Origin of the sequence: Streptomyces djakartensis (assembly GCF_014651075.1) — a bacterium.
Lineage (GTDB): Bacteria > Actinomycetota > Actinomycetes > Streptomycetales > Streptomycetaceae > Streptomyces > Streptomyces djakartensis.
Genome location: NZ_BMWE01000009.1, coordinates 37,571 through 57,350, shown reverse-complemented (window position 1 = coordinate 57,350; position 19,780 = coordinate 37,571). Strand labels below are relative to the sequence as shown.

At 69.5% G+C, this 19,780-nt stretch carries 13 protein-coding genes; 9 read left to right on the top strand and 4 right to left on the bottom strand.

Going from position 1 to position 19,780, the window contains the following annotated elements:
• Window positions 1-185 precede the first annotated feature (185 nt).
• Window positions 186-1,109 carry an aminoglycoside phosphotransferase family protein gene (locus IE212_RS17010; protein ID WP_190198706.1) on the top strand — a complete coding sequence of 308 codons (924 nt, stop codon included), beginning with the start codon at window positions 186-188 and terminating at the stop codon, window positions 1,107-1,109.
• Between the two features lie 76 nt (window positions 1,110-1,185).
• Here the strand turns inward: IE212_RS17010 and IE212_RS17005 are convergent, their stop codons facing one another.
• Together IE212_RS17005 and IE212_RS17000 are read right to left on the bottom strand one after the other, a co-directional pair.
• On the bottom strand, window positions 1,186-2,277 hold the full coding sequence (locus IE212_RS17005; protein ID WP_190198705.1) for a lytic polysaccharide monooxygenase: 1,092 nt from the start codon (window positions 2,275-2,277) through the stop codon (window positions 1,186-1,188).
• Between the two features lie 220 nt (window positions 2,278-2,497).
• On the bottom strand, window positions 2,498-3,487 hold the full coding sequence (locus tag IE212_RS17000; protein WP_190198704.1) for an acetylxylan esterase: 990 nt from the start codon (window positions 3,485-3,487) through the stop codon (window positions 2,498-2,500).
• A gap of 229 nt (window positions 3,488-3,716) precedes the next feature.
• Here IE212_RS17000 and IE212_RS16995 point away from each other — a divergent pair, with 229 nt between their 5' ends.
• Genes IE212_RS16995 through IE212_RS16975 form a run of 5 tightly spaced genes read left to right on the top strand, consistent with a single transcriptional unit; the run spans window position 3,717 to window position 9,919 of the window.
• Window positions 3,717-4,697: an ABC transporter permease gene (locus IE212_RS16995; protein WP_190198703.1), complete on the top strand. Its 981-nt coding sequence runs from the start codon at window positions 3,717-3,719 to the stop codon at window positions 4,695-4,697.
• Window positions 4,691-5,563 (top strand): carbohydrate ABC transporter permease, encoded by an 873-nt coding sequence (locus IE212_RS16990; protein WP_190198702.1) that lies wholly within the window; start codon window positions 4,691-4,693, stop codon window positions 5,561-5,563. The genes IE212_RS16995 and IE212_RS16990 overlap by 7 nt, the downstream gene beginning before the upstream one ends.
• A gap of 14 nt (window positions 5,564-5,577) precedes the next feature.
• Window positions 5,578-7,233, top strand: a complete 1,656-nt coding sequence (locus IE212_RS16985; protein ID WP_190198701.1) for an ABC transporter substrate-binding protein — start codon at window positions 5,578-5,580, stop codon at window positions 7,231-7,233.
• Window positions 7,230-7,916: a YesL family protein gene (locus IE212_RS16980; RefSeq protein WP_190198700.1), complete on the top strand. Its 687-nt coding sequence runs from the start codon at window positions 7,230-7,232 to the stop codon at window positions 7,914-7,916. Before IE212_RS16985 ends, IE212_RS16980 begins: the two co-directional genes overlap by 4 nt.
• Window positions 7,913-9,919, top strand: coding sequence for a beta-galactosidase (locus IE212_RS16975; protein ID WP_190198699.1), 2,007 nt, complete (start codon window positions 7,913-7,915; stop codon window positions 9,917-9,919). The genes IE212_RS16980 and IE212_RS16975 overlap by 4 nt, the downstream gene beginning before the upstream one ends.
• Here the strand turns inward: IE212_RS16975 and IE212_RS16970 are convergent.
• The gene (locus IE212_RS16970) at window positions 9,913-11,892 is read right to left on the bottom strand and encodes an alpha-glucuronidase (RefSeq protein ID WP_190198698.1); all 1,980 of its coding nucleotides are present in this window, start codon (window positions 11,890-11,892) and stop codon (window positions 9,913-9,915) included. The two genes, IE212_RS16975 and IE212_RS16970, sit on opposite strands and share 7 nt — an antisense overlap.
• A 20-nt stretch (window positions 11,893-11,912) precedes the next feature.
• Window positions 11,913-15,710, bottom strand: a complete 3,798-nt coding sequence (locus IE212_RS16965; protein ID WP_190198697.1) for a GH92 family glycosyl hydrolase — start codon at window positions 15,708-15,710, stop codon at window positions 11,913-11,915.
• 367 nt (window positions 15,711-16,077) lie between these two features.
• Between IE212_RS16965 and ngcE the strand changes: the two genes are divergently transcribed.
• The 3 genes from ngcE to IE212_RS16950 are packed head-to-tail and all read left to right on the top strand — an operon-like array spanning window position 16,078 to window position 19,420.
• Window positions 16,078-17,532 carry an N-acetylglucosamine/diacetylchitobiose ABC transporter substrate-binding protein gene (ngcE, locus tag IE212_RS16960; RefSeq protein WP_190198696.1) on the top strand — a complete coding sequence of 485 codons (1,455 nt, stop codon included), beginning with the start codon at window positions 16,078-16,080 and terminating at the stop codon, window positions 17,530-17,532.
• Between the two features lie 41 nt (window positions 17,533-17,573).
• Window positions 17,574-18,497 (top strand): carbohydrate ABC transporter permease, encoded by a 924-nt coding sequence (locus tag IE212_RS16955; RefSeq protein WP_190198695.1) that lies wholly within the window; start codon window positions 17,574-17,576, stop codon window positions 18,495-18,497.
• Window positions 18,497-19,420: a carbohydrate ABC transporter permease gene (locus IE212_RS16950; protein WP_190198694.1), complete on the top strand. Its 924-nt coding sequence runs from the start codon at window positions 18,497-18,499 to the stop codon at window positions 19,418-19,420. Before IE212_RS16955 ends, IE212_RS16950 begins: the two co-directional genes overlap by 1 nt.
• Window positions 19,421-19,780: the final 360 nt, after the last annotated feature.

The following is a 19,780-nucleotide window of genomic DNA, read 5'->3' as shown; positions in this document are numbered from 1 at the left end:
ACTCACACGACGACGACGCGGCAGCTCCACGCCGCACCTGAGCGGCAGGGCACCCTCCCCAACAGAATCGCATATATGGATAACCACGACATATGAGCTGAAAAAGTCAGCCAGGGTGGACGCATCCGGCCGTTCGTGAACGCACGCCCACGGCGCGAGCCGCCACCCGTCTAGCGTGCCGTGGCATGACCCACACGGAGATCGAGATCACGGCCGCGCTGATCCGGGACCTGCTGCACGACCAGCACCCCGACCTGGCCGACCGGCCCCTGCGGCTCGGCGCGCGCGGCTGGGACAACCAGCTCTGGCGCCTCGGCGACGACCTGGCCGTTCGGCTGCCCTGGGCCACCGAGTCCGCGGACGAGCTGCTCCGCAAGGAGCACACCTGGATGCCCGTCCTCGCCCCGCGGCTCCCTCTCGAGGTCCCCGTCCCGCAGCGCCTCGGCGAACCCTCCGAGCGTTTCCCGCGGCCCTGGACCGTCACCACCTGGGTCCCCGGCACGCCCGCCGACCGTGCCCCCGCCACACGTGCCGCGGAGTCGGCCGACGCCCTCGCGGGATTCCTGACGGCGCTCCACCGCCCCGCTCCCGGCGACGCTCCCGTGGGCCGGGGCCGCGGCGGCCCCCTGGCCGACAGCGCCGACGGATTCGCCAGGCACCTCGCCTCCGCCGTCGAGGCCGGCCTGATACCGGACCCGGACGCCGTCCGCGCGGTCTGGGAGGACGCCCTGGCCGCGCCCGACTGGACAGGGCCGGCTCTGTGGCTCCACGGCGACCTGCACGCCGCCAACATCCTCACCGCGGGCGGCACCTTCTGCGGCGTGATCGACTTCGGCGACCTCTGCGCGGGCGACCCGGCCTGTGACCTCGCCGCCGCCTGGAACCTGCTCCCGGACGGTGCCGCCGACCGCTTCTACGCCGCCTACCAGCCGACCGCCGACACCGCGACCCGCCGCCGCGCCCGTGGCTGGGCGCTGATGCGCGCCGTTGCGTGCATGCTCATCGGCCATGCGGGCGTCCACGGCCGCCCCGGCGGCAAAGCCACCTGGGGTCCCCCCGCCCGGGCGGCGCTCGACCGCCTCGTCGCGACGGCCGGACAGCCCGGCTGACCACCTGCGACCGGGCGACGGCGAAGCGGGCGGACCCGCCGGCCGGGTCTCCCCGGTCGCGGGCCCGCCCCACGGTTCAGCCCACCCGGCAGGGCAGGCTCGTCGTGCTGTCACCTCCGGAGCCGGAGACGACATAGCCGAAGGTCGTGCTCCGGCCCGGGGCGAGTGAGCCGTTCCACCCGACGTTGTGGACCATCACCGCCTGGCCGTTGTACGTCGCGTTGCCGCTCCACAGGCTCTCGACCCTCTGACCGGCCGGGAGCGTCCAGTCGACCATCCAGCCGAGCATCGGGACCGTGCCGGTGTTGGTGACCGTCACCTCGGACTGGTAGCCGCCGTTCCAGGTGCCGGTCGTCTTCCGGGTCGCCGTGCACGTGCCGGGCACCGGTTCGGAGGGGGTGCCCGGCTGCCTGATGCCGGTCACCTCGCCCTTGCCGCCGTCGAAGACGATGTCGGAGCAGGAGTAGAAGGTCTCCTGGCTGTCGGAGCGTTGCCAGACCATGTAGATGATGTGGCGGCCGTCCTTGCCGGAGGGGAGCTTGCCGGTCCAGGAGTAGTTGGCCTCGACCGTGCCGGGGGAGCCGTTGAGCGGCGGGTGGTCGACGCTCAGGAACGGCCGCTCCTCCATGTCGTTCCAGGTGAGCGGCTTGGCCGGGTCGAAGCCGTCCTTGGTGATGTAGACGTGGAACCAACCCGGGTGCGCGGCCCACGCGTTGTACGAGAAGTCGACCGTCGCGCCCGCGGTGAGGTGGGTGAGCGGCCAGTCCTTGCTGGGCGTGTTGAATCCGGTGAAGTTGGGGTTGCCGCCGCTGCACAGCTGGCCGTCCGGCACGAAGCCCCGGGTGCGGCCGGCGCCGTCCGAGCGGAGCACGGAGAACCAGTTGTAGAACGGCGTGGTACCGCTGACCTGCTGCGCGGTTCTGCACGCCGGGTTGACCGGCTTGATCTCACCGGTGTCGGTCAGAGCGTCCTGCCAGCACAGGAACGTACGGCTGCCCGGTTTCATGGGCGTGCCGTGCGCCTCCGCCTCACCTCCGGACGTCATGACCAGACCCAGGGCCGGGATGGTGACCAGCAAGGACAGCAGGACCAGGAAAAAGGATCTGGCCCGGGTGGGGAGCGCAGATCGGGGCAGCACGGAGCCCCCCGACTCTTTTGTCGGGATCATGACAGCATCATCCGTTCCTTGGGGCGGGCCTGCGGATGCGAGTGTGGGGATGGGCGGAGTGGGAGCGACCCGGAGGCGGGTTCCGGTCCACCTGGATGGGAGCGCTCCCACTCCGCCTGCTGCGGAAGTTAGCGCCGGGCGGCGCAGATGTAAACGGCTGCGGCGGACAAGCTGGTGTCAGGCCCTCACCGGCTCCCGCGCCGCTCCCGCACCGTTCGCGCTACCGCCCGAGCGACCCGGCCAGCCAGTCCAGTTGACGTCGCACGTGCACCGCCTCCCCGCCCTCGTGCCCGTTGAACGGGTACGCGTGGATCTCCTTGCGCACGTCCACTCCGGCCAACTCGCCATAGCGGTTGAACGCCCCGTACGCGCCACTGGGCGGACACACCACGTCCCGCAGCCCCACACCGAAATGAGCCGGCGCCTGCGCACGGCGGGCGAACGACACGCCCTCGACGTAGGACAGCGTGCGAAGGGCCTCACGCTCCGCCCCCCGATGGACGGACAGGTACGCGGTGATCTCGCCGTACGGCCCCGCGTCCGTGAGGTCGAGCGCCCGCCGGATCCCGCACAGCAGCGGAGCCGTGACGAGCAGCGCCGCCAGGTCCGGGACGAGCCCCGCGACCGCCAGAGCCAGCCCGCCCCCCTGGCTGTTGCCGACGGCGACGGTCTGCCCGGGGTCCGCGCCGGGCAGACTCCGCACCGCCGCGACCGCACGCACCGCGTCCGTGATCAGACGCCGGTAGTGGTAGTCCTCGGGGGCGAGCAGGCCGCGCACCGCCGGGCCGGGGCCGCCCGGGGCGCCGGTGTGCGGGTCGGGGGTGTCGCCGCCGCACCCGTACTGGTCGCCCTGGCCGCGATTGTCCATGAGCAGATGCGCGTACCCGGCGTTGACCCAGGTCAGGCGCTCGTGGGGGAGGCCCCGGCCGCGTCCGTAGCCGGCGAACTCGACGACCGCGGGCAGGAGTTCACCGGCTCCCGTCGGCCTGCTGTACCAGGCGCGCACCGGGTCGCCCGCGAAGCCCCGGAACGTCACGTCCCAGGTCCGCGTCAGCCTCAGTCCCGTCTCCACCGGCCGCACCGAGACCAGCGGGTCGGCATGGCCGGACTCCTTCAGGGTGCTCAGCCAGAACGCGTCGAAGTCGGCGGGCTCCTCGATGTCCGGGTGATGGTGCTCCAGTTGGGTCAGCGACAGGTCGAACGCGGGCACTGCGGCACCTCGCAGGAGTCGGTGGTCATCCAGAAACTTGCGACGGGCAACGGGGATGCGTCCTGGGGCCTACCCAGCTTCGTCAGGAATCCAACGCGCCGCAGGCGCCCCTTGTGGCCATCGCGGCCCCATTGACAGCGCTTTCCCCGGGCCTTAGGTTGCCGCGAAGTTACCGGTAAGCGCTCGAAAGTTTCGGTTCCGCGTCCCATGCCCACGGGAGGCCCGAGCAATGAGCACGTCCACCACGCCGGCCCCGCCGGGCACCCAGGACCCGCCTCCGGCGAGAGCCGCGCCCCGCCGCACCGCCCGGACCGGCTGGCGGCGGGCGCTGCGCCGCGACTGGCAGTTGTACTCGCTGGCGATCCTGCCGCTGCTGTTCTTCCTGGTCTTCCGCTACCTGCCGATGATCGGCAACGTCATCGCCTTCCGGCGCTTCGAGCCCGGGGGTTCGCTCTTCGGCGAGGACTGGGTCGGGCTGCGCTATGTGCGGATGTTCCTCAGCGACCCCACCTTCTGGCAGGTGTTCCGCAACACCCTCTGGATCGGCGGGCTCACGCTGCTGTTCTGCTTCCCGGTGCCGATCGTGCTGGCGCTGCTGCTCAACGAGGTGCGCCGGCGCTCGCTGAAACGGTTCGTCCAGTCGGTGTCGTACCTGCCGCACTTCCTGTCGATCGTGATCGTCGCGGGCATCACCCTGCAGATGCTGGCCAGTGACGGACCCGTCAACCACGTCCTCGGCTGGTTCGGCCACGAACCGATCCGCTTCATCCAGGAACCCGAGTGGTTCCGGACCGTCTACGTCGGCTCGGAGATCTGGCAGACCGCCGGCTGGGGCACGATCCTCTACCTCGCCGCGCTCACCACGATCGACGAGGACCTGTACGAGGCCGCGCGCATCGACGGCGCCAACCGCTGGCAGCAGATCTGGCACGTCACCCTGCCCGGCATCCGGCCCACCATGGTCACGCTGCTGATCCTCAACATCGGCACGTTCATGGCGGTCGGCTTCGAGAAGGTGCTGCTGCTGTACAACCCGCTGACATACCCGACCGCCGACGTGATCTCGACGTACGTCTACCGCTCCGGTGTGGAGTCCAACAGTTTCAGCTACGCCGCCGCCATCGGTCTCTTCGAGGCGGTCATCGGCCTGGTCCTCATCACCTCCGCCAACCAGCTCTCGCGCCGCACAGTGGGGACGAGCCTGTGGTGAGGCCGAGCCGCTCCTACCGGGTGTTCCAGGGGGTCAACGGCGTCATCCTCACCCTGGTCGTGATCGTCACCCTGTACCCGTTCGCCAACATCATCGCCCGCTCGTTCAGTTCGGAGCGGCAGATCCGGGCCGGTGAAGTGACCCTGTGGCCCGAGGGGTTCAACCTCACCACATACAAGATCGTGTTCCAGGACTCCATGTTCTGGCGGAACTACGGCAACACCGTGCTGTACACCGTGGTCGCGACCGCCGTCGCCATGGTCCTGACCACGTGCTACGCCTACGTCCTGTCGAAGAAGCACCTCAAGGGACGCGGCGTGCTGGTCGGTGTCGCCGTGTTCACCATGTTCTTCACCGGCGGCCTGATCCCCAACTACGTCCTGGTCACCAGCCTCGGCCTGAAGAACAGCGTCTGGGCCATAGCGCTCCCCAACGCGATCAGCGTGTTCAACCTGCTGGTGATGAAGGCCTTCTTCGAGAGCCTGCCGACCGAGCTGGAGGAGGCCGCGCAGATCGACGGCCTGAGTACGTACGGCATCCTGCTGCGGATCGTGCTGCCCCTGTCCAAGGCGGTCGTCGCGACGATGGTGCTGTTCTACTCGGTGTCCTTCTGGAACTCCTGGTTCAGCGCCTTCCTGTACATGGACAAGTCCGAGCTGATGCCGGTCACCGTCTATCTGCGCAACCTCATCTCCGGCGCCACCACGGGCGGCAACGCCGGTGCCGCCGACGCACAGCTCAGCCAGGTGGGCGCGAACATCCAGGCCGTCACCATCGTGCTGACCTCGCTGCCCATCCTCTGTGTCTATCCGCTCGTCCAGCGCTACTTCGTCTCGGGCGTGATGCTCGGCGCGGTCAAGGGCTAACCGAAGGAGCAACCGTGAAGAACGCAGGGCAACTGTCGCGTCGTCAGGTCCTCGCCGCCGCCGGTTTCATCGGCCTCGCCGGCCTCACCGGCTGCGGCAGCGGCGACGACGGCGGGGACTCCAAGGACCTGTCGAAGAAGAGGAACGGCGCGATGAAGGAGTACCGCGTCGGCCAGCAGTTCAAGGCGACCAAGCCGCTGTCCTTCTCGGTCCTGCACAACGACAACCCGGTCTACCCGATGAAGAAGGGCTGGCTGTTCTGGAAGGAGCTCACCAAGCGCACGGGCGTCACCTTCGAGCCCGTCGCCGTCCCCCTGGCCGACTACGAGAAGAAGCGCAGTGTCCTCATCGGCTCGGGCGATGCCCCCTTCCTGATCCCCAAGACGTACCACCCCTCCGAGGTCGCCTTCGTGTCGTCGGGCGCGATCCTCCCGGTCAGCGACTACGTGCACCTGATGCCCAACTTCAGAGACAAGGTCAAGCGCTGGAGACTGGAGCCCGAGATCGACTCCATCCGCCAGTCCGACGGCAAGTTCTATCTGCTGCCCGGCCTGCACGAGAAGGTCAGGTCGGGCTACTCGCTGGCGCTGCGCACGGACGTCCTCGACCGGCTCGGTCTGGGCCGGCCCGGCACCTGGGACGAGGTGTACGAGGTCTTCAAGGCGATCAAGGAGGAGTACCCGGACCGCTACCCGTTCTCCGACCGCTGGAGCAAGAACACGCCCTATCCCGCCGCCGCCCTCTTCAGCTACCTCGGCCAGGCCTACGGCGTCCGGGCCGGATGGGCGTACGACAACATCAGCTGGGACCCGAACGCGCGGAAGTTCGTCTTCACCGGAGCGACGGACGCCTTCCGGCAGATGATCGAGTACGTGCGGAAGCTGGTCGCCGAGAAGCTGGTGGACCCGGAGAGCTTCACCCAGACCGACGACGAGGCCACGCAGAAGCTGCTCGGCGAGAAGTCGTTCGCGATCAGCGCCAACCCGCAGGCGCTGGTGCAGGAATACCGGTACAACCTGCGAAAGCAGGTCAAGGGCGCGGAGATCGAGATGATCCCGGTGCCGCTGGGACCCGCCGGTCCCGTGGTGCTGGGCGGCGCCCGGCTGGAGAACGGCGTCATGATCTCCAGCAAGGCCCTCAAGAGCGACAGCTTCGTCGCGATGATGCAGTTCGTCGACTGGCTCTGGTACTCGGACGAGGGCCAGCGGTTCGCGCGGTGGGGCGTCGAGGGTGTCACCCACACCCGCTCCGCGGGCCGGTACAAGCCGAAGCCCGGCATCAGCCTCATGGGTTCCGACCCGGACGCCCCCGAGGACATGCAGAAGGACTACGGCTTCTACAACGGCGTCTTCGCCTACGGCGGCAGCTGGGAACTCGTCTCCTCCATGTTCGGCCCGGACGAGAAGAGGTTCCAGGACGCCATGGCCCAGCGCGCCCAGACGCCCATCGCCCCGGCCCACCCGCTGCAGTCCTTCGAGCAGGAACAGGCCTCCCTGTGGGAGACACCGCTGCGCGACCACGTCACCCAGAACACCCTCAAGTTCGTCCTCGGCAAGCGTCCGCTGTCCGAATGGGCCGCCTACCTCGCCGAGTTGAAGGCGAAGAACATGCAGCGGTTCGTCGACCTCCACAACAAGGCGTACGAGCGCTACAAGAAGGAGAACGGGTGAGCGGCGGCGTACGCGCGGCCGACTTCGGTACCGGAGTCCTCTCCCGGGCCGCGAGCCTGATCCACACCCTGGTCACGGTGGAGACGCTGCTGCTCCTCGCCGCCGCGCCGGGCCTGGCCGGCCTGCTCCTGCTCGCCCCCGACCCGGCCAACCTGCCGCTGGCCGCCGTATGCCTCCTTCCGCTCGGCCCGGCCCTGTCCGCCGCGCTGTACGCCCTGCACCACCGCGGCCGCGACCTCACCGACCTGCACCCGGCCCGCACCTACGCGCGCGGCTGGCGGCTCAACGCCGTGCCGGCGCTGAAACTGTGGGCACCCTTGCTGGCCTGGCTGACGGTCGTCGCCTTCACCCTCACCCACTTCTCCGCCAGCGGTCTGCCCGGCTGGTGGGCGCTGCTGCTCGGAGCGACCGGCGCCGGCGGCCTCCTCTGGGGCGCGCACGCCCTCGTCCTCACCTCGCTGTTCGCCTTCCGCGCCCGCGACACCGCCCGCCTCGCCGGATACTTCCTGTTCCGGCACGGCCGCGCCACCCTCGCCGCCGCCTCCCTGCTGGTCCTCACCGCCGCTCTGACCGCCGTGCTGACCGAGGCCCTGCCCGCCCTGCTGGCCGCCCCCCTGCTGCTGTCCCTGCTGCACGGCAGCCGCGCGGTGATCACCGAGACCCAGGAGAACTTCACGGCATGACCACGCCCCGCACCCCGAAGATCCCGTACGGCGGCGACTACAACCCCGAGCAGTGGCCCGAGGCGGTCATGGACGACGACCACCGCCTGTTCACCCGGGCCGGCATCGACACGCTCACCGTCGGCGTCTTCACCTGGTCCCTCACCCAGCCCGCCCCGGACACCTACGACTTCACCGTCCTGGACCGGATCCTGGACCGGGCCGCCGCCGAGGGCCGCCGGGTCTGCCTGGCCACCGGCACCGCCGCCCTCCCGCCCTGGCTCGCCAAGCGGCACCCCGAGGTCAACCGCACCGACTTCGAGGGCCGCCGCCACCGCTACGGCCAGCGCCACAACTTCTGCCCCAGCTCCCCGGCGTACCGCGCGCACGCCACCGAGCTGGCCTCCCGCCTCGCCGAACGGTACGCGCACCACCCGGCCCTGCTCGCCTGGCACGTCAACAACGAGTACGGCGGCGCCTGTTACTGCGGCCTGTGCGCCGAGGCGTTCAGGGCGTGGCTCCGGGACCGGCACGGCACCCTCGACGCCCTCAACGACGCCTGGTGCACGGCCTTCTGGTCGCACCGCTACACCGACTGGGACCAGATCGAGCCGCCCAACGCCCTCACCGAGCACTGGCGCGGCCCCGACCACACCGCCTTCCAGGGCATCACCCTCGACTACTCGCGCTTCACCACCGACGCCCTCCTCGGCTGCTTCCTGGCCGAGAAGGAGGTGATCCGCGCCCACGACCCGGACACCCCGGTCACCACCAACTTCATGGGCGCCTTTCGGCCTCTCGACTACCACCGCTGGGCGCCCCACCTCGACTTCGCCTCCTGGGACAACTACCCGCCCCCGGACGCCCCACCGACCCGCCCCGCCCTCGCCCACGACCTGATGCGCGGCCTGAAGGACGGCGCCCCCTTCTGGCTGATGGAACAGACGCCGTCGACGACGGCCTGCCGGGACGTCAATCCGCTCCGCCGGCCGGGCGAACTGCGCCTCGCCACCTTCCAGGCGATCGCCCACGGCGCGGACGCCGCCCTCTACTTCCAGATGCGCGCCTCGCGGGGCGCCTGCGAGAAGTACCACGGGGCGGTCATCGGCCACGCGGGCCGCGACGACACCCGGGTCTTTGGTGAAGCGACCGAGCTGGGACAGGAACTGGCGGCGCTGGGAGACCGCACCCTCGGGGCCCGGACCCCGGCGCGCACCGCCCTCCTCTTCGACTGGGACAGCTGGTGGTCCCTGGAGATCTCCGACGGCCCGTCCCGGCTGGTGAAGTACCCGGACGTGGTCCACGCCCACTACCGGGCCGCCCGCGAGGCGGGCGCCGACGTGGACGTGATCCCGCAGACCGCCGACCTGACCCCCTACGACGTGGTCCTCGCCCCGGCCCTGCACATGGTCAAGGGCGACCTCGCCGCCCGCCTCGAAGCAGTGGCCGAACGCGGCGGCACCGTCCTGACCACCTTCCTCTCCGGCCGCGTCGACGAACACGACCGCGCCTTCCTCACCGACGTCCCCGGCCCCCTCGCACCCCTCATGGGCGTCCGCGTGGACGAGTGGGACGCCCGCCCGCCGGAGTTCGCCCAGCCCGTCCCCGAGCTGCGCAGCGAGGCCCGGCTCGTCTTCGAGATCGTGCGGCCGCGCGGCGCCGAACCGGTCGCCACCTACGGCACCGACTTCTACGCGGGCACCCCCGCCGTCACCCGCAACCGGTTCGGTGCCGGCGAGGGCTGGTACGTCGCCACCGCCCTGGACCAACCGGGCGTCGACGAGGTGGTCCGCCGCATCCTGACCCGGCACGAACTGCTCGGCCCCTACGCGGGGCACCCGGCGGTGGAGACGGCGACCCGCGTCGCCCCGGACGGAACCCGGCTGTTCTTCCTCCTCAACCATGCCTGCGAACCGGCCCGCCTCACGGCCCACGCCACCGCCACCGACCTGCTCACCGGCAAGCGCGTGGACCGGGGCCAACCCCTGGTCCTGGACCCCTACGGCGTCGTGGTCCTTCAGTAGACCCGCCGCCCCCGCGCGTCGGGCACTCCGGACTTGCGGAAGAAGTAGCTGTTGACCTGGTCGCGCCACTCACGGGCGCAGCGCAGCTGCTCCTCGTACCGCTCCGCCACCCGCGCGTGGCGCGCCGGATCCACCAGCCCGGCGAGCGAGGCCCACGTCGCCCGGGCCTCCTCGACCTCCGCCACACCCTCGAAGTGCGTGTCGTAGATGTGCTGGATCACGGTCTTCCCGCTCCTCAGCACATGCCCGTACGGCACATGGTGGAAGAACAGCAGCAGCTCGTCCGGACAGGTGTCCGGCGACTCGTACAGCTCGGACCACGGCTTGCCGTACTGCCCGGCGTACCCGGTGCCGGTCGCCGCACTGCGGTCCACCCCGACGCCGTCCCGGTCGGCGAAGTGGTACGTCCCCCACGGGCTGTACTCGTACCCGTCGACGCTCGGCCCGTAGTGGTGCCCCGGCTGCACCATGAAGCCCACGCCGAGGGGAGCGGTGTACTTCTCGTACGTCCGCCACGAGCCGTCCAGCACGGCGTGCAGTCCACCGGCCAACCGGGCCGGGGCGTCCGGGAAGGTGAGCTGGATCCACTCGTCGAGCACCTCGCGCGGCCCGGCGTCCGGCCGCCAGGCCAGCCGCCCGAAGGTGTACAGGTTCGCCTGCGCCAGCGGATGCCCGGTCCAGAACGGGTCGTCGCCCGCGTTGGAGACCGCCACCAGCCCGCCCCGGGCGAGCCCGCCGACCCTCGTGTCGTCGTACCGGAACCGCAGCACCTCGCTCCACATCGGCCCCAGCCAGCAGACATGCCGCTGCTGCCCGGTGTACTCCTGGGTGACCTGCAACTCCACCGCCAGCCGAGTGCGCGGCATCGCGCCGATCAACGGCGAGACCGGCTCGCGCGCCTGGAAGTCCATCGGCCCGTGCTTCACCTGGAGCACGGCATTGCCGGCGAACTCGCCGTCCAGCGGCACGAAGTGGTCGTACGCGGCACGCGCCCGGTCGGTCGTCCGGTCCCGCCAGTCCTGACGGTGGTCGTAGACGAAGGCCCGCCAGTGCACGGTGCCGCCGAACGGATCCAGGGCCGCCGCCAGCATGTTCGCTCCGTCCGCGTGACTGCGGCCGTAGGCGAACGGCCCCGGCCGGCCCTCCGAGTCGGCCTTCACCACGTACCCGCCGAAGTCGGGTATCGCCTCGTACACCCGCCGCGTCGCCCCGGCCCACCAGTCCCGCACCGTCCCGTCCAGCGGGTCGGCCGTGAGCAGCCCGCCGAGCAGCATCGGCGCGGCGAACGTGACCGACAGGTGCGTGCGGATGCCGTAGGGCCGGAACGCGTCGGCCAAGCGGGCCACTTCGCCGATCCGGTCGGTCAGCAGACGCGCCTCGGTCTCGTGCACGTTGACGTTGTTGACGGCGACCGCGTTGATCCCGCACGCCGCCAGCAGCCTGCCGTACGCCCGCACCCGCTCCAGGCCGCCGCGGGCCCGCCCGTCCTCCCAGAACAGCGAGCCGCCCGCGTATCCGCGCTCCACCTGGCCCATCACGGGATGCACCGCCACGTTGTCCCAGTGGTCGAGCATGCGCAGGGCGAGCGCGGGGCGGTGCACCACGCGGGCCCGCTCACCGCGGAAGGCGTCCTCGCCGAGCCGTACGACATGGAAGAGGCCGTACAGCAACCCACGCCCGCCGCAGGCCCCGACGGTCGTCGTGCCGCCCTCGCGGGCGAGGGTGAACCCCTCGTCACCGAGGTCCTCGGCGCCGGGGCCGAGGACCAGGTCGTAGGCGCCGTCCGGCGCGGCGTCCCGTACGACCCGGCCCCCGAACAGTTGGCAGGCCTGCGCCACCTCCCCGTGCACCGTCTCCACCAGCGGACCCGAGCCGCGGATCAGCGTCCGCCTGCCGCCGACCGCCCGGAAGGCGGCGGGCGGCAGCCAGGCCGGGTCGACACCCTCCGGCAGGACGGGCACGGGAAGCGGCATGACACCCCCAACTCAGCTGCTCATGCGAGCAGTTCGACCTCCGCCAGGGTGCCCTCGCCGTCGAGGACCAGGCGGTACCTCTCGTACGTACCCGGCGACCTCACCGTGAACGCGCGGGTCTGCCTGTCCCAGGAGAAGGACTCCTCGGAGCGCCGGTCCAGCGTCCGCCAGGTGGTGCCGTCGGAGGAGCCCTGGAGCGTCCAGCCGGTCGGCGCCTTCGCCCGGTCCGACGACGACGTCAGGGTGTACTGCACCGCCTGCGCCCGTTCACCGGCCGGCAGGTCCACCGAGGTCACCACCGCGTCCGTCGCCGACGTGTCGTCGAACAGGGCGCCCTCACCCTCCAGCACGTCCGCCCGGGGCGTCGGCACCTTCTCGTCCCGGGTGACCGACACGGGCGCCGCGTGCCTGCCCGTGCCCCACGACGAGGGCCGCGGACCCATGTCGAACTCCAGGACGCCGCCCCCGGCGACCACCGAGTGCGGCAGCGAGGTCTTCGTCCACGTCCGGCCGTTGACCCTCAGCCCCTGCACGTAGACGTTCCCGGCGCTGTTCCGCGGCGCCCTCACCACCAGCTCGCGCCCGTTCTCCAGGTGCACGGTCGCCTTCCGGAACAGCGGTGAGCCGATGGCGTACTCGCCGCTGCCCATCACCAGCGGGTAGAAGCCGAGCGCGGAGAACAGGAACCAGGCAGACTGCTCGCCGTTGTCCTCGTCGCCGTGGTAGCCCTGCCCGATCTCGCTGCCGGTGTACAGCCGGGACAGCACCTCGCGGACGTTCCTCTGCGCCTTCCAGGGCTGCCCGGCCGCGTCGTACATGTAGATCGCGTGGTGGGCGACCTGGTTGGAGTGCCCGTACATGCCCATGCGCACGTCCCGCGCCTCCGTCATCTCATGGATGACGCCGCCGTACGAGCCGACGAACTCGGGGGAGGCGGTCTCCGGTGTGGAGAAGTACTCGTCGAGCTTGTCGGCGAGTCCCTTCCGGCCGCCGTACAGGTTCGCCAGCCCCCGGCTGTCCTGAGGCACGGTGAAGGCGTACCCCCACCCGTTGGTCTCGGTGTAGTCGTGGCCCCACACCCGAGGGTCGTACCGCGGCGACTCGACCCGCCAGTCGCCCTCGGAGTCCCGGCCCTGGAAGAACCCGGCCTTCGTGTCGAAGAGGTTCACGTAGTGACGGGCCCGGTTCAGGAAGTACTGCGACTCCTCCTGGTAGCGCCGCTCGCCGGTCTCCTCGTAGAGCCTCTGCCCCATGCGGGAGATGCCGTAGTCGTTGAGGTAGCCCTCCATCGCCCAGGACAGGCCCTCGTGCGTCTCGGTGCTGGTGTAGCCGAGGAAGGGGGACGTGGCCATGCCCTTGCGGCCTACACCCGGGTTCGGCGGTACGACCGTCGCGTTCTTCACGGCCGCGTCGTACGCCGCCTTCGCGTCGAAGTCGACGCCCTTCACGTACGCGTCGGCGAACGCCACGTCCGAGGACGTGCCCGTCATGAGGTCCGCGTAGCCGGGGGAGGACCAGCGGGAGGTCCAGCCGCCGTCCCTGTACTGCTGCACGAACCCGTCGGCCAGTTCGCCCGCCCGGGACGGAGTGAGGAACGAGTAGGCCGGCCAGGTCGTCCGGTACGTGTCCCAGAAGCCGTTGTTGACGTAAACCTTGCCGTCGACGATCTTCGCGCCGGTGTGGGTCGGGGTGTCCTGGTCCGGCATGGGGGAGAAGGGCGAGGCGTAACGGTCCTTCCCGCCGACCTTCTCGAAACCGGAGTTCGGGTACAGGTACAGCCGGTAGAGGCCGGAGTACAGCGTGGTGAGCTGGTCGGGGGTCGCGCCCTCGACCTCGACCTTGCCGAGCAGCCGGTCCCACTGCCGCTGGGCGCTCCGCTCGACCGCCTCGAAGGAGGTGCCGTCCGGGATCTCCTGGCGGAGGTTGTCCCTGGCCTGGTCGACGCTGATGAGCGAGGTCGCGAGACGCAGGGTGACGGTCCGGTCGTCGGCCTCGAACCGCAGGTAGCCCTTCACACCGGACGACGACGCCTCGGTCACCGGCTGGTCGAACTCGCCGTAGACGAACAGCCGGGTAGCGCCCGTCGACAGACCGGACTTCACATCGGAGTAGCCGGTGACGGTCCCGCTTTTCTCGTCGAGCGTGAGTCCCGCCTGATCCGTCACGTTGTCGAAGACGACGCTCGCGTCATCGCCGGGGTAGGTGAACCGGAGAACCGCCGCGTGGTCGGTCGGTGCCATCTCGGCCTTCAGCCCGTTCTCGAACCGCACCCCGTAGTAGTACGGCCGCGCGGTCTCGTTCTCGTGCCGGAAGGCCAGCTCCCGGGCCTCCCGGCCCAGGTCCGGGGTACCGGCCGCGGCGGACGGCATCACCTGGAAGGTCTGCCGGTCACCCATCCAGGGACTCGGCTCGTGGCTCGCGCTGAACGCCTGGATCGTCGGCAGGTTGTCCGCGTTGTTGGCACGGGCGTAGTCGTACAGCCAGCTCAGCGAGCCCGCGTTGGTCACCGGAGTCCAGAAGTTGAACCCGTGGGGCAGCGCTGTCGCCGGGAAGTTGTTGCCCCGGGAGAAGCCGCCGCTGGAGTTCGTGCCGCGCGTCGTCACCGCGTAGTCGGACAGATGGGCCTTCGGGCGCTCGGGAGCGACGGACTCGATGGTCACGTCGTCCAGCCAGCCCCGGAACCTCGCCGGGCCCTCGGGTGAGTCGTACGCCACCAGGATCCGGTCCACGGTCTTCCCGGCCGCGACCGACCCGATCCGCGAGACCACGTTGTTCCACTGGTTGACGTACAGGATCTTCGAGGCGCCCTGCCCCCGCGGAGTCAGCGGGAAGCCGTGCTGGTCGGTGGCCCGAAGGCCGCTCAGATGGGTGCCGTCGGTGAACGCGAGGTCGATGGCGACGTTCGTCGCGTCGTAGTCGAGGTCGCCGTCCGCCATCGACGGGAAGATCCGGTACGACAGCCGCGTGTGCCGCCCGACGGCCACGTCGACGTCGAAGACCTTGTTGTACGAGTACGCCCGCCCGCCGGCGGTGTGCCGGCCGGCGTAACGCAGGGCCCGCTTTCCGGTGAACCCGGCGCCCGCCCTGGCGGTGGGGGACCCGCTCGGACCACGGTCCACGAGCGTGAGCATGTCCGGCGGGACGGGCCCGTCGCCGCCGCCCGTGGAGAACTGCACATCGGCGAGCTGGAGGATGTCGCCGCCGTTGTTGCCGGTGACCTCGAGCCGGAGGTGCCGGTACTCGGCGGGTTCCGCGAGGTCGTACGTCCTCGTCTGGAACCGCTCGCCGAAGGACTCTCCGGAGCGGGTGTCGAGCGTCTTCCACTCCTTGCCGTCCAAGGAGCCCTTCAGGGTCCAGTCCCTCGGGTCACGCTCGTCGTGGTCGTTCGCCGACGTCAGCGCGTAACGCGCCAATCCCACCGGTTCATCCAGATCGAACTCGACCCATCCGGTGGGCTCGAACGTGAGCCACTTGGTGCTCGGCTCGCCGTCGACGAGGTTCTCCTTCACCTCGCCGCCGCCCGTGTTCTCGGCGCCCGCCCGGACGTCGGTGACGCGGTCCGTGACATTGCCCGGTATGCCGCTGCTGTAGCCGCCGTCGACGCCCGAGGCGCGCTTGCCGCCGTCGGGGGCGGTGTCGACGGTGCTCAACCAGTCCGGAACCGGGTCGTCCACCTCGAAGGAGGACGCGAACTTCCGGTCGGCGGCCTCCGGGGCCTCGGGCAGTGCGACCGCGACGCCCTGCGAGCTCAGAGCCAAAGCGAAGGCGGTCGCCGACACGACCGCCGAACCCCATCTGTGCCGAGCTTTCCGCTGCATCAACGGGTACCCTCCCTGCGCAGTGGACAACGTTGTCAACTCGGATGCGCAAGGACCAGTAGTTGCTCAAGTGGTGAAGGGTGTCAAGGGTGTTGGCGGTGGAAGTCGGAGGCGGGAGCCGGGTTTTCTCCGCCGGGCGGCACCCGGCCCCCTCGCCATTCCGTGAGGTCTCAACTCGGATAAGACCCGTGGCCAACCTTGTGTTCGATGTTGATCCGTCGGCGGGAAGTGGACTATACCTGTCGGGCGCTTCACGCGATCCGCACATCACCACCCGCACTTCCCTGCACGACCCAGCTTGACCCGATCGCGGTGCCGGGAGGATCCGGTTCACCGCCTGAGTCCTGGAGAAGGCGAGGACTTGAGCATGGGATCCACTTCCGCCGAGAACCACGGCACCGAGGGTGTCGGCCGCCGTGATCTGATCAAGAGGTCAGCCGCGCTCGGACTGATCTCCGTACCGACGATGAGCTTCCTGTCCGCCTGCGCGAGCAGCGGCGGCGACGACAGCGGTGACAAGGCCAAGGCCGGCAAGAAGACCGCGAAGAACCCGCTCGCCGTCAACGACACCGCGGGCATGGAGTTCGTCCTGTTCGACGGCGGCTTCGGCAAGGAGTACGCCGAGGACGCGGTGAAGATCTACGAGAAGAACTTCCCCAAGGTGAAGGTGAAGTTCTCCGCCACCCAGAAGATCCAGTCCACCCTCCAGCCCCGCTTCAACCAGGGCACCCCGCCGGACCTCATCGACAACTCCGGCGCCGAGCAGATGGACATGGGCGTCCTGGTCGGCAAGAACCAGCTCACCGACCTCACTCCGCTGCTGGACGCGCCGTCCTACGACGATCCGGCCAAGAAGGTCCGCGACACACTGCGCCCCGGCATCGTCGAGATGGGCCAGTTCGACGGCGCCCCGGTCTGGATCCTCTACTACGCCTACACGGTGTACGGCGTCTGGTACTCGCAGAAGGCCCTCGACTCGCTCGACGAGCAGTACCCCGAGACCTGGGACCAGATGCTCGCGGTCTGCGAGAAGGCCAAGAAGAAGGGCATGGCGGGCTGGACGTATGCGGGCAAATACCCGTACTATCTCCCGTTCTCGCTCTACCCGATGATCGGCAAGGTCGGCGGCCGCGAGGTCCTCGACGCCATCGACAACCTGGAGCCGAACGCCTGGAAGCACCCGGCCGTCAAGGCGTGCTTCGACGCGTACTACGAGCTCTACAAGAAGGGCTACGTCCTCAAAGGCACCCCGGGCCTGGACCACATCCAGTCGCAGACCGCGTGGGCCGAGGGCAAGGCGCTGTTCATCCCGAACGGCTCCTGGGTGGAGAACGAGTCGGCCAACGTCATCCCGAAGGACTTCGACCTGGCCGTCTCCGCGCCCACCGGTCTCGACTCCTCCGACAAGCTGCCGTTCGGCACCATCTGGGCCTCCGGCGGCGAGCCCTTCATCGTCCCCGCCAAGGCCAGGAACGCGGCCGGCGGTATGGAGCAGCTGCGCATCATGCTCAGCGAGGCGTCCTCGAAGAACTTCACCAGCAAGGTCAAGTCGCTGACCGCCTACAACGGCGGCACGGACGGCATCTCTCTCACCCCTGGTCTGAAGTCGGGCGTCGCGGCGCTGGACAAGGCGGGCCAGAACGTCGTGAACCCCCGCCTCCAGGACTGGTACGTCCAGTTGCAGAAGGAGAAGATCGGCGTCTCCGGCCTCGGCGAGATGATGGCCGGCCGCCTCACCCCCGCCGAGACCATCAAGAAGATCCAGGGCTTCGCCGACGAGGCCGCCAAGGACGACTCCATCAAGCACTACAAGCACCAGTAACGGCACCGGAAACCCAATTCCGCAAAGGCACCGGAGTGGCGATGCAGCACGGCAAGTACCGGTTCATCGTGGGCTTCCTCGCGCTGCCCCTGGGACTGTACGCGCTTTTCGTGGTCTGGCCGTTCATCCAGTCCATCTACTACTCGTTCACGGACTGGACCGGCCTCAGCCCCGAATTCAAGATGGTCGGGTTCGGCAACTACAGCCGGATGCTCGACGACGAGATCTTCTGGAAGTCGTTGCAGCACAGCCTGCTGTTCGCCCTCCTGCTGCCGCTGGTGACCATCTCACTCGCGCTGTTCTTCGCCTTCATGATCAACGTAGGCGGCAGAAAGCGAAGGAACGGCCCGGTGGTCACCGGCGTCCGCGGCTCCTCCTTCTACAAGATCGTCTACTTCTTCCCGCAGGTGCTGTCCATCGCCATCGTCGCGCTGCTGTTCGCGTTCGCGTACAACCCGGACAGCGGCGCAATCAACTCTGTCCTGCGCGGGATCGGCCTCGACGTGCAGCCGCTCTGGCTGGGCGACCCCGACCTCGCGCTGTGGGCCGTGATGGGAGTCCTCGTCTGGTCCACGGTCGGCTTCTTCGTGGTCCTCTTCTCCGCGGGCATGGCCTCCATCCCCGCGGAGATGTACGAGGCGGCCCTGCTGGACGGCGCGAACCGCTTCACCACGTTCTTCCGCATCACCCTGCCCCTCCTCTGGGACACGGTGCAGTCCGGCTGGGTCTACATGGGCATCCTCGCCCTGGGCGCCGAGTCGTTCGCAGTCGTGCAGATCATGACCACCGGGCCGGGCGGTCCCGACTACTCGACCACCGTCATGGTCCTGTACGTGTACCAGAAGGCCTTCCGTGACGGGCAGGCCGCCTACGCCACCACCATCGGTGTCGCCCTGCTCGTCGTCACACTGGCCTTCGCCGCCGTGGTGATGCGGCTGGGCCGTCGCGAGCGGCTGGAGTACTGATGAAGACGACAGAAACCCCTGCTCCGCTCCCGGCCGAGTCCGGAGCCGTCCTCGCCAAGGAGGGCCTCCCGCCGGCGGTACCGCCCAAGGAGAAGAGGGAAGGCACGGTCCTCAACGTCTTCTCCCACGGTGTCCTCGTCATCTGGGCGATCATGGTGGTCATGCCGCTGCTCTGGGCGGTCATGACGTCCTTCAAGGACGACCGCTCCATCTTCAGCTCGCCCTGGTCCCTCCCCGGCTCGCTGCACTTCGACAACTGGTCGCGGGCGTGGACCGAGGCCAACATGAGCGACTACTTCCTCAACACCGTCCTGGTGGTGGGGGGTTCACTCATCGGCACGCTGGTCCTCGGCTCGATGGCGGCCTATGTCCTGGCCCGCTTCGACTTCCCGGGCAACCGCTTCATCTACTACCTGTTCATCGGCGGCATGAGCTTCCCGATCATGCTGGCGCTGGTCCCGCTGTTCTACGTCGTGAACAACATGGGCCTGCTGAACACCATCCACGGCCTGATCCTGGTCTACGTCGCCTACTCGCTGCCGTTCACGGTGTTCTTCCTCACGGCGTTCTTCCGCACGCTGCCGACGTCGATCGCCGAGGCGGCCTTCGTCGACGGTGCCTCCCACAGCCGTACGTTCTTCCAGATCATGCTGCCGATGGCCAAGCCCGGTCTGGTCAGTGTCGGCATCTTCAACTTCCTGGGCCAGTGGAACCAGTACATGCTGCCCACGGTCCTGAACACCGACCCGGACAAGCGCGTCCTCACGCAGGGCCTTGTCCAGCTGGCCGTGAGCCAGGGTTACAAGGGCGACTGGTCGGGCCTCTTCGCGGGCCTGGTGATGGCGATGCTGCCGGTTCTTGCGGCGTACGTCGTTTTCCAGCGGCAGGTTGTGCAGGGGTTGACGGCGGGGGCGCTGAAGTAACGCGGCGTTTCGGGGTGCTCGGCGTTGGTGCGGGGGGCGGGGCGTTTCGCAGCCCGGCGTTTGCGGGGTGCCGCTGCGCCCACCCGTGCCGCCCCAGCGGCACGACTGCCCGCAGCTAAGACTGCGTGCAGCCGCGCACGCACGGGAGGGGACGTGTCGGGGGGTGTCCGCCCGCAGCGGTTGGCGCGTCAACGGACAGTCACTCGTCATCCGACTCCATCGCGCCGTTCCGAGGACGGACACCCCCCGACACGTCCCCGACCCCCACCCGGCATCAGGCGCAACACCGACGCCCGCCACACACCCCCGCGAACCACCACGTAGCCCTGCGCAACCACCCGCACACACACCGGAAACAGC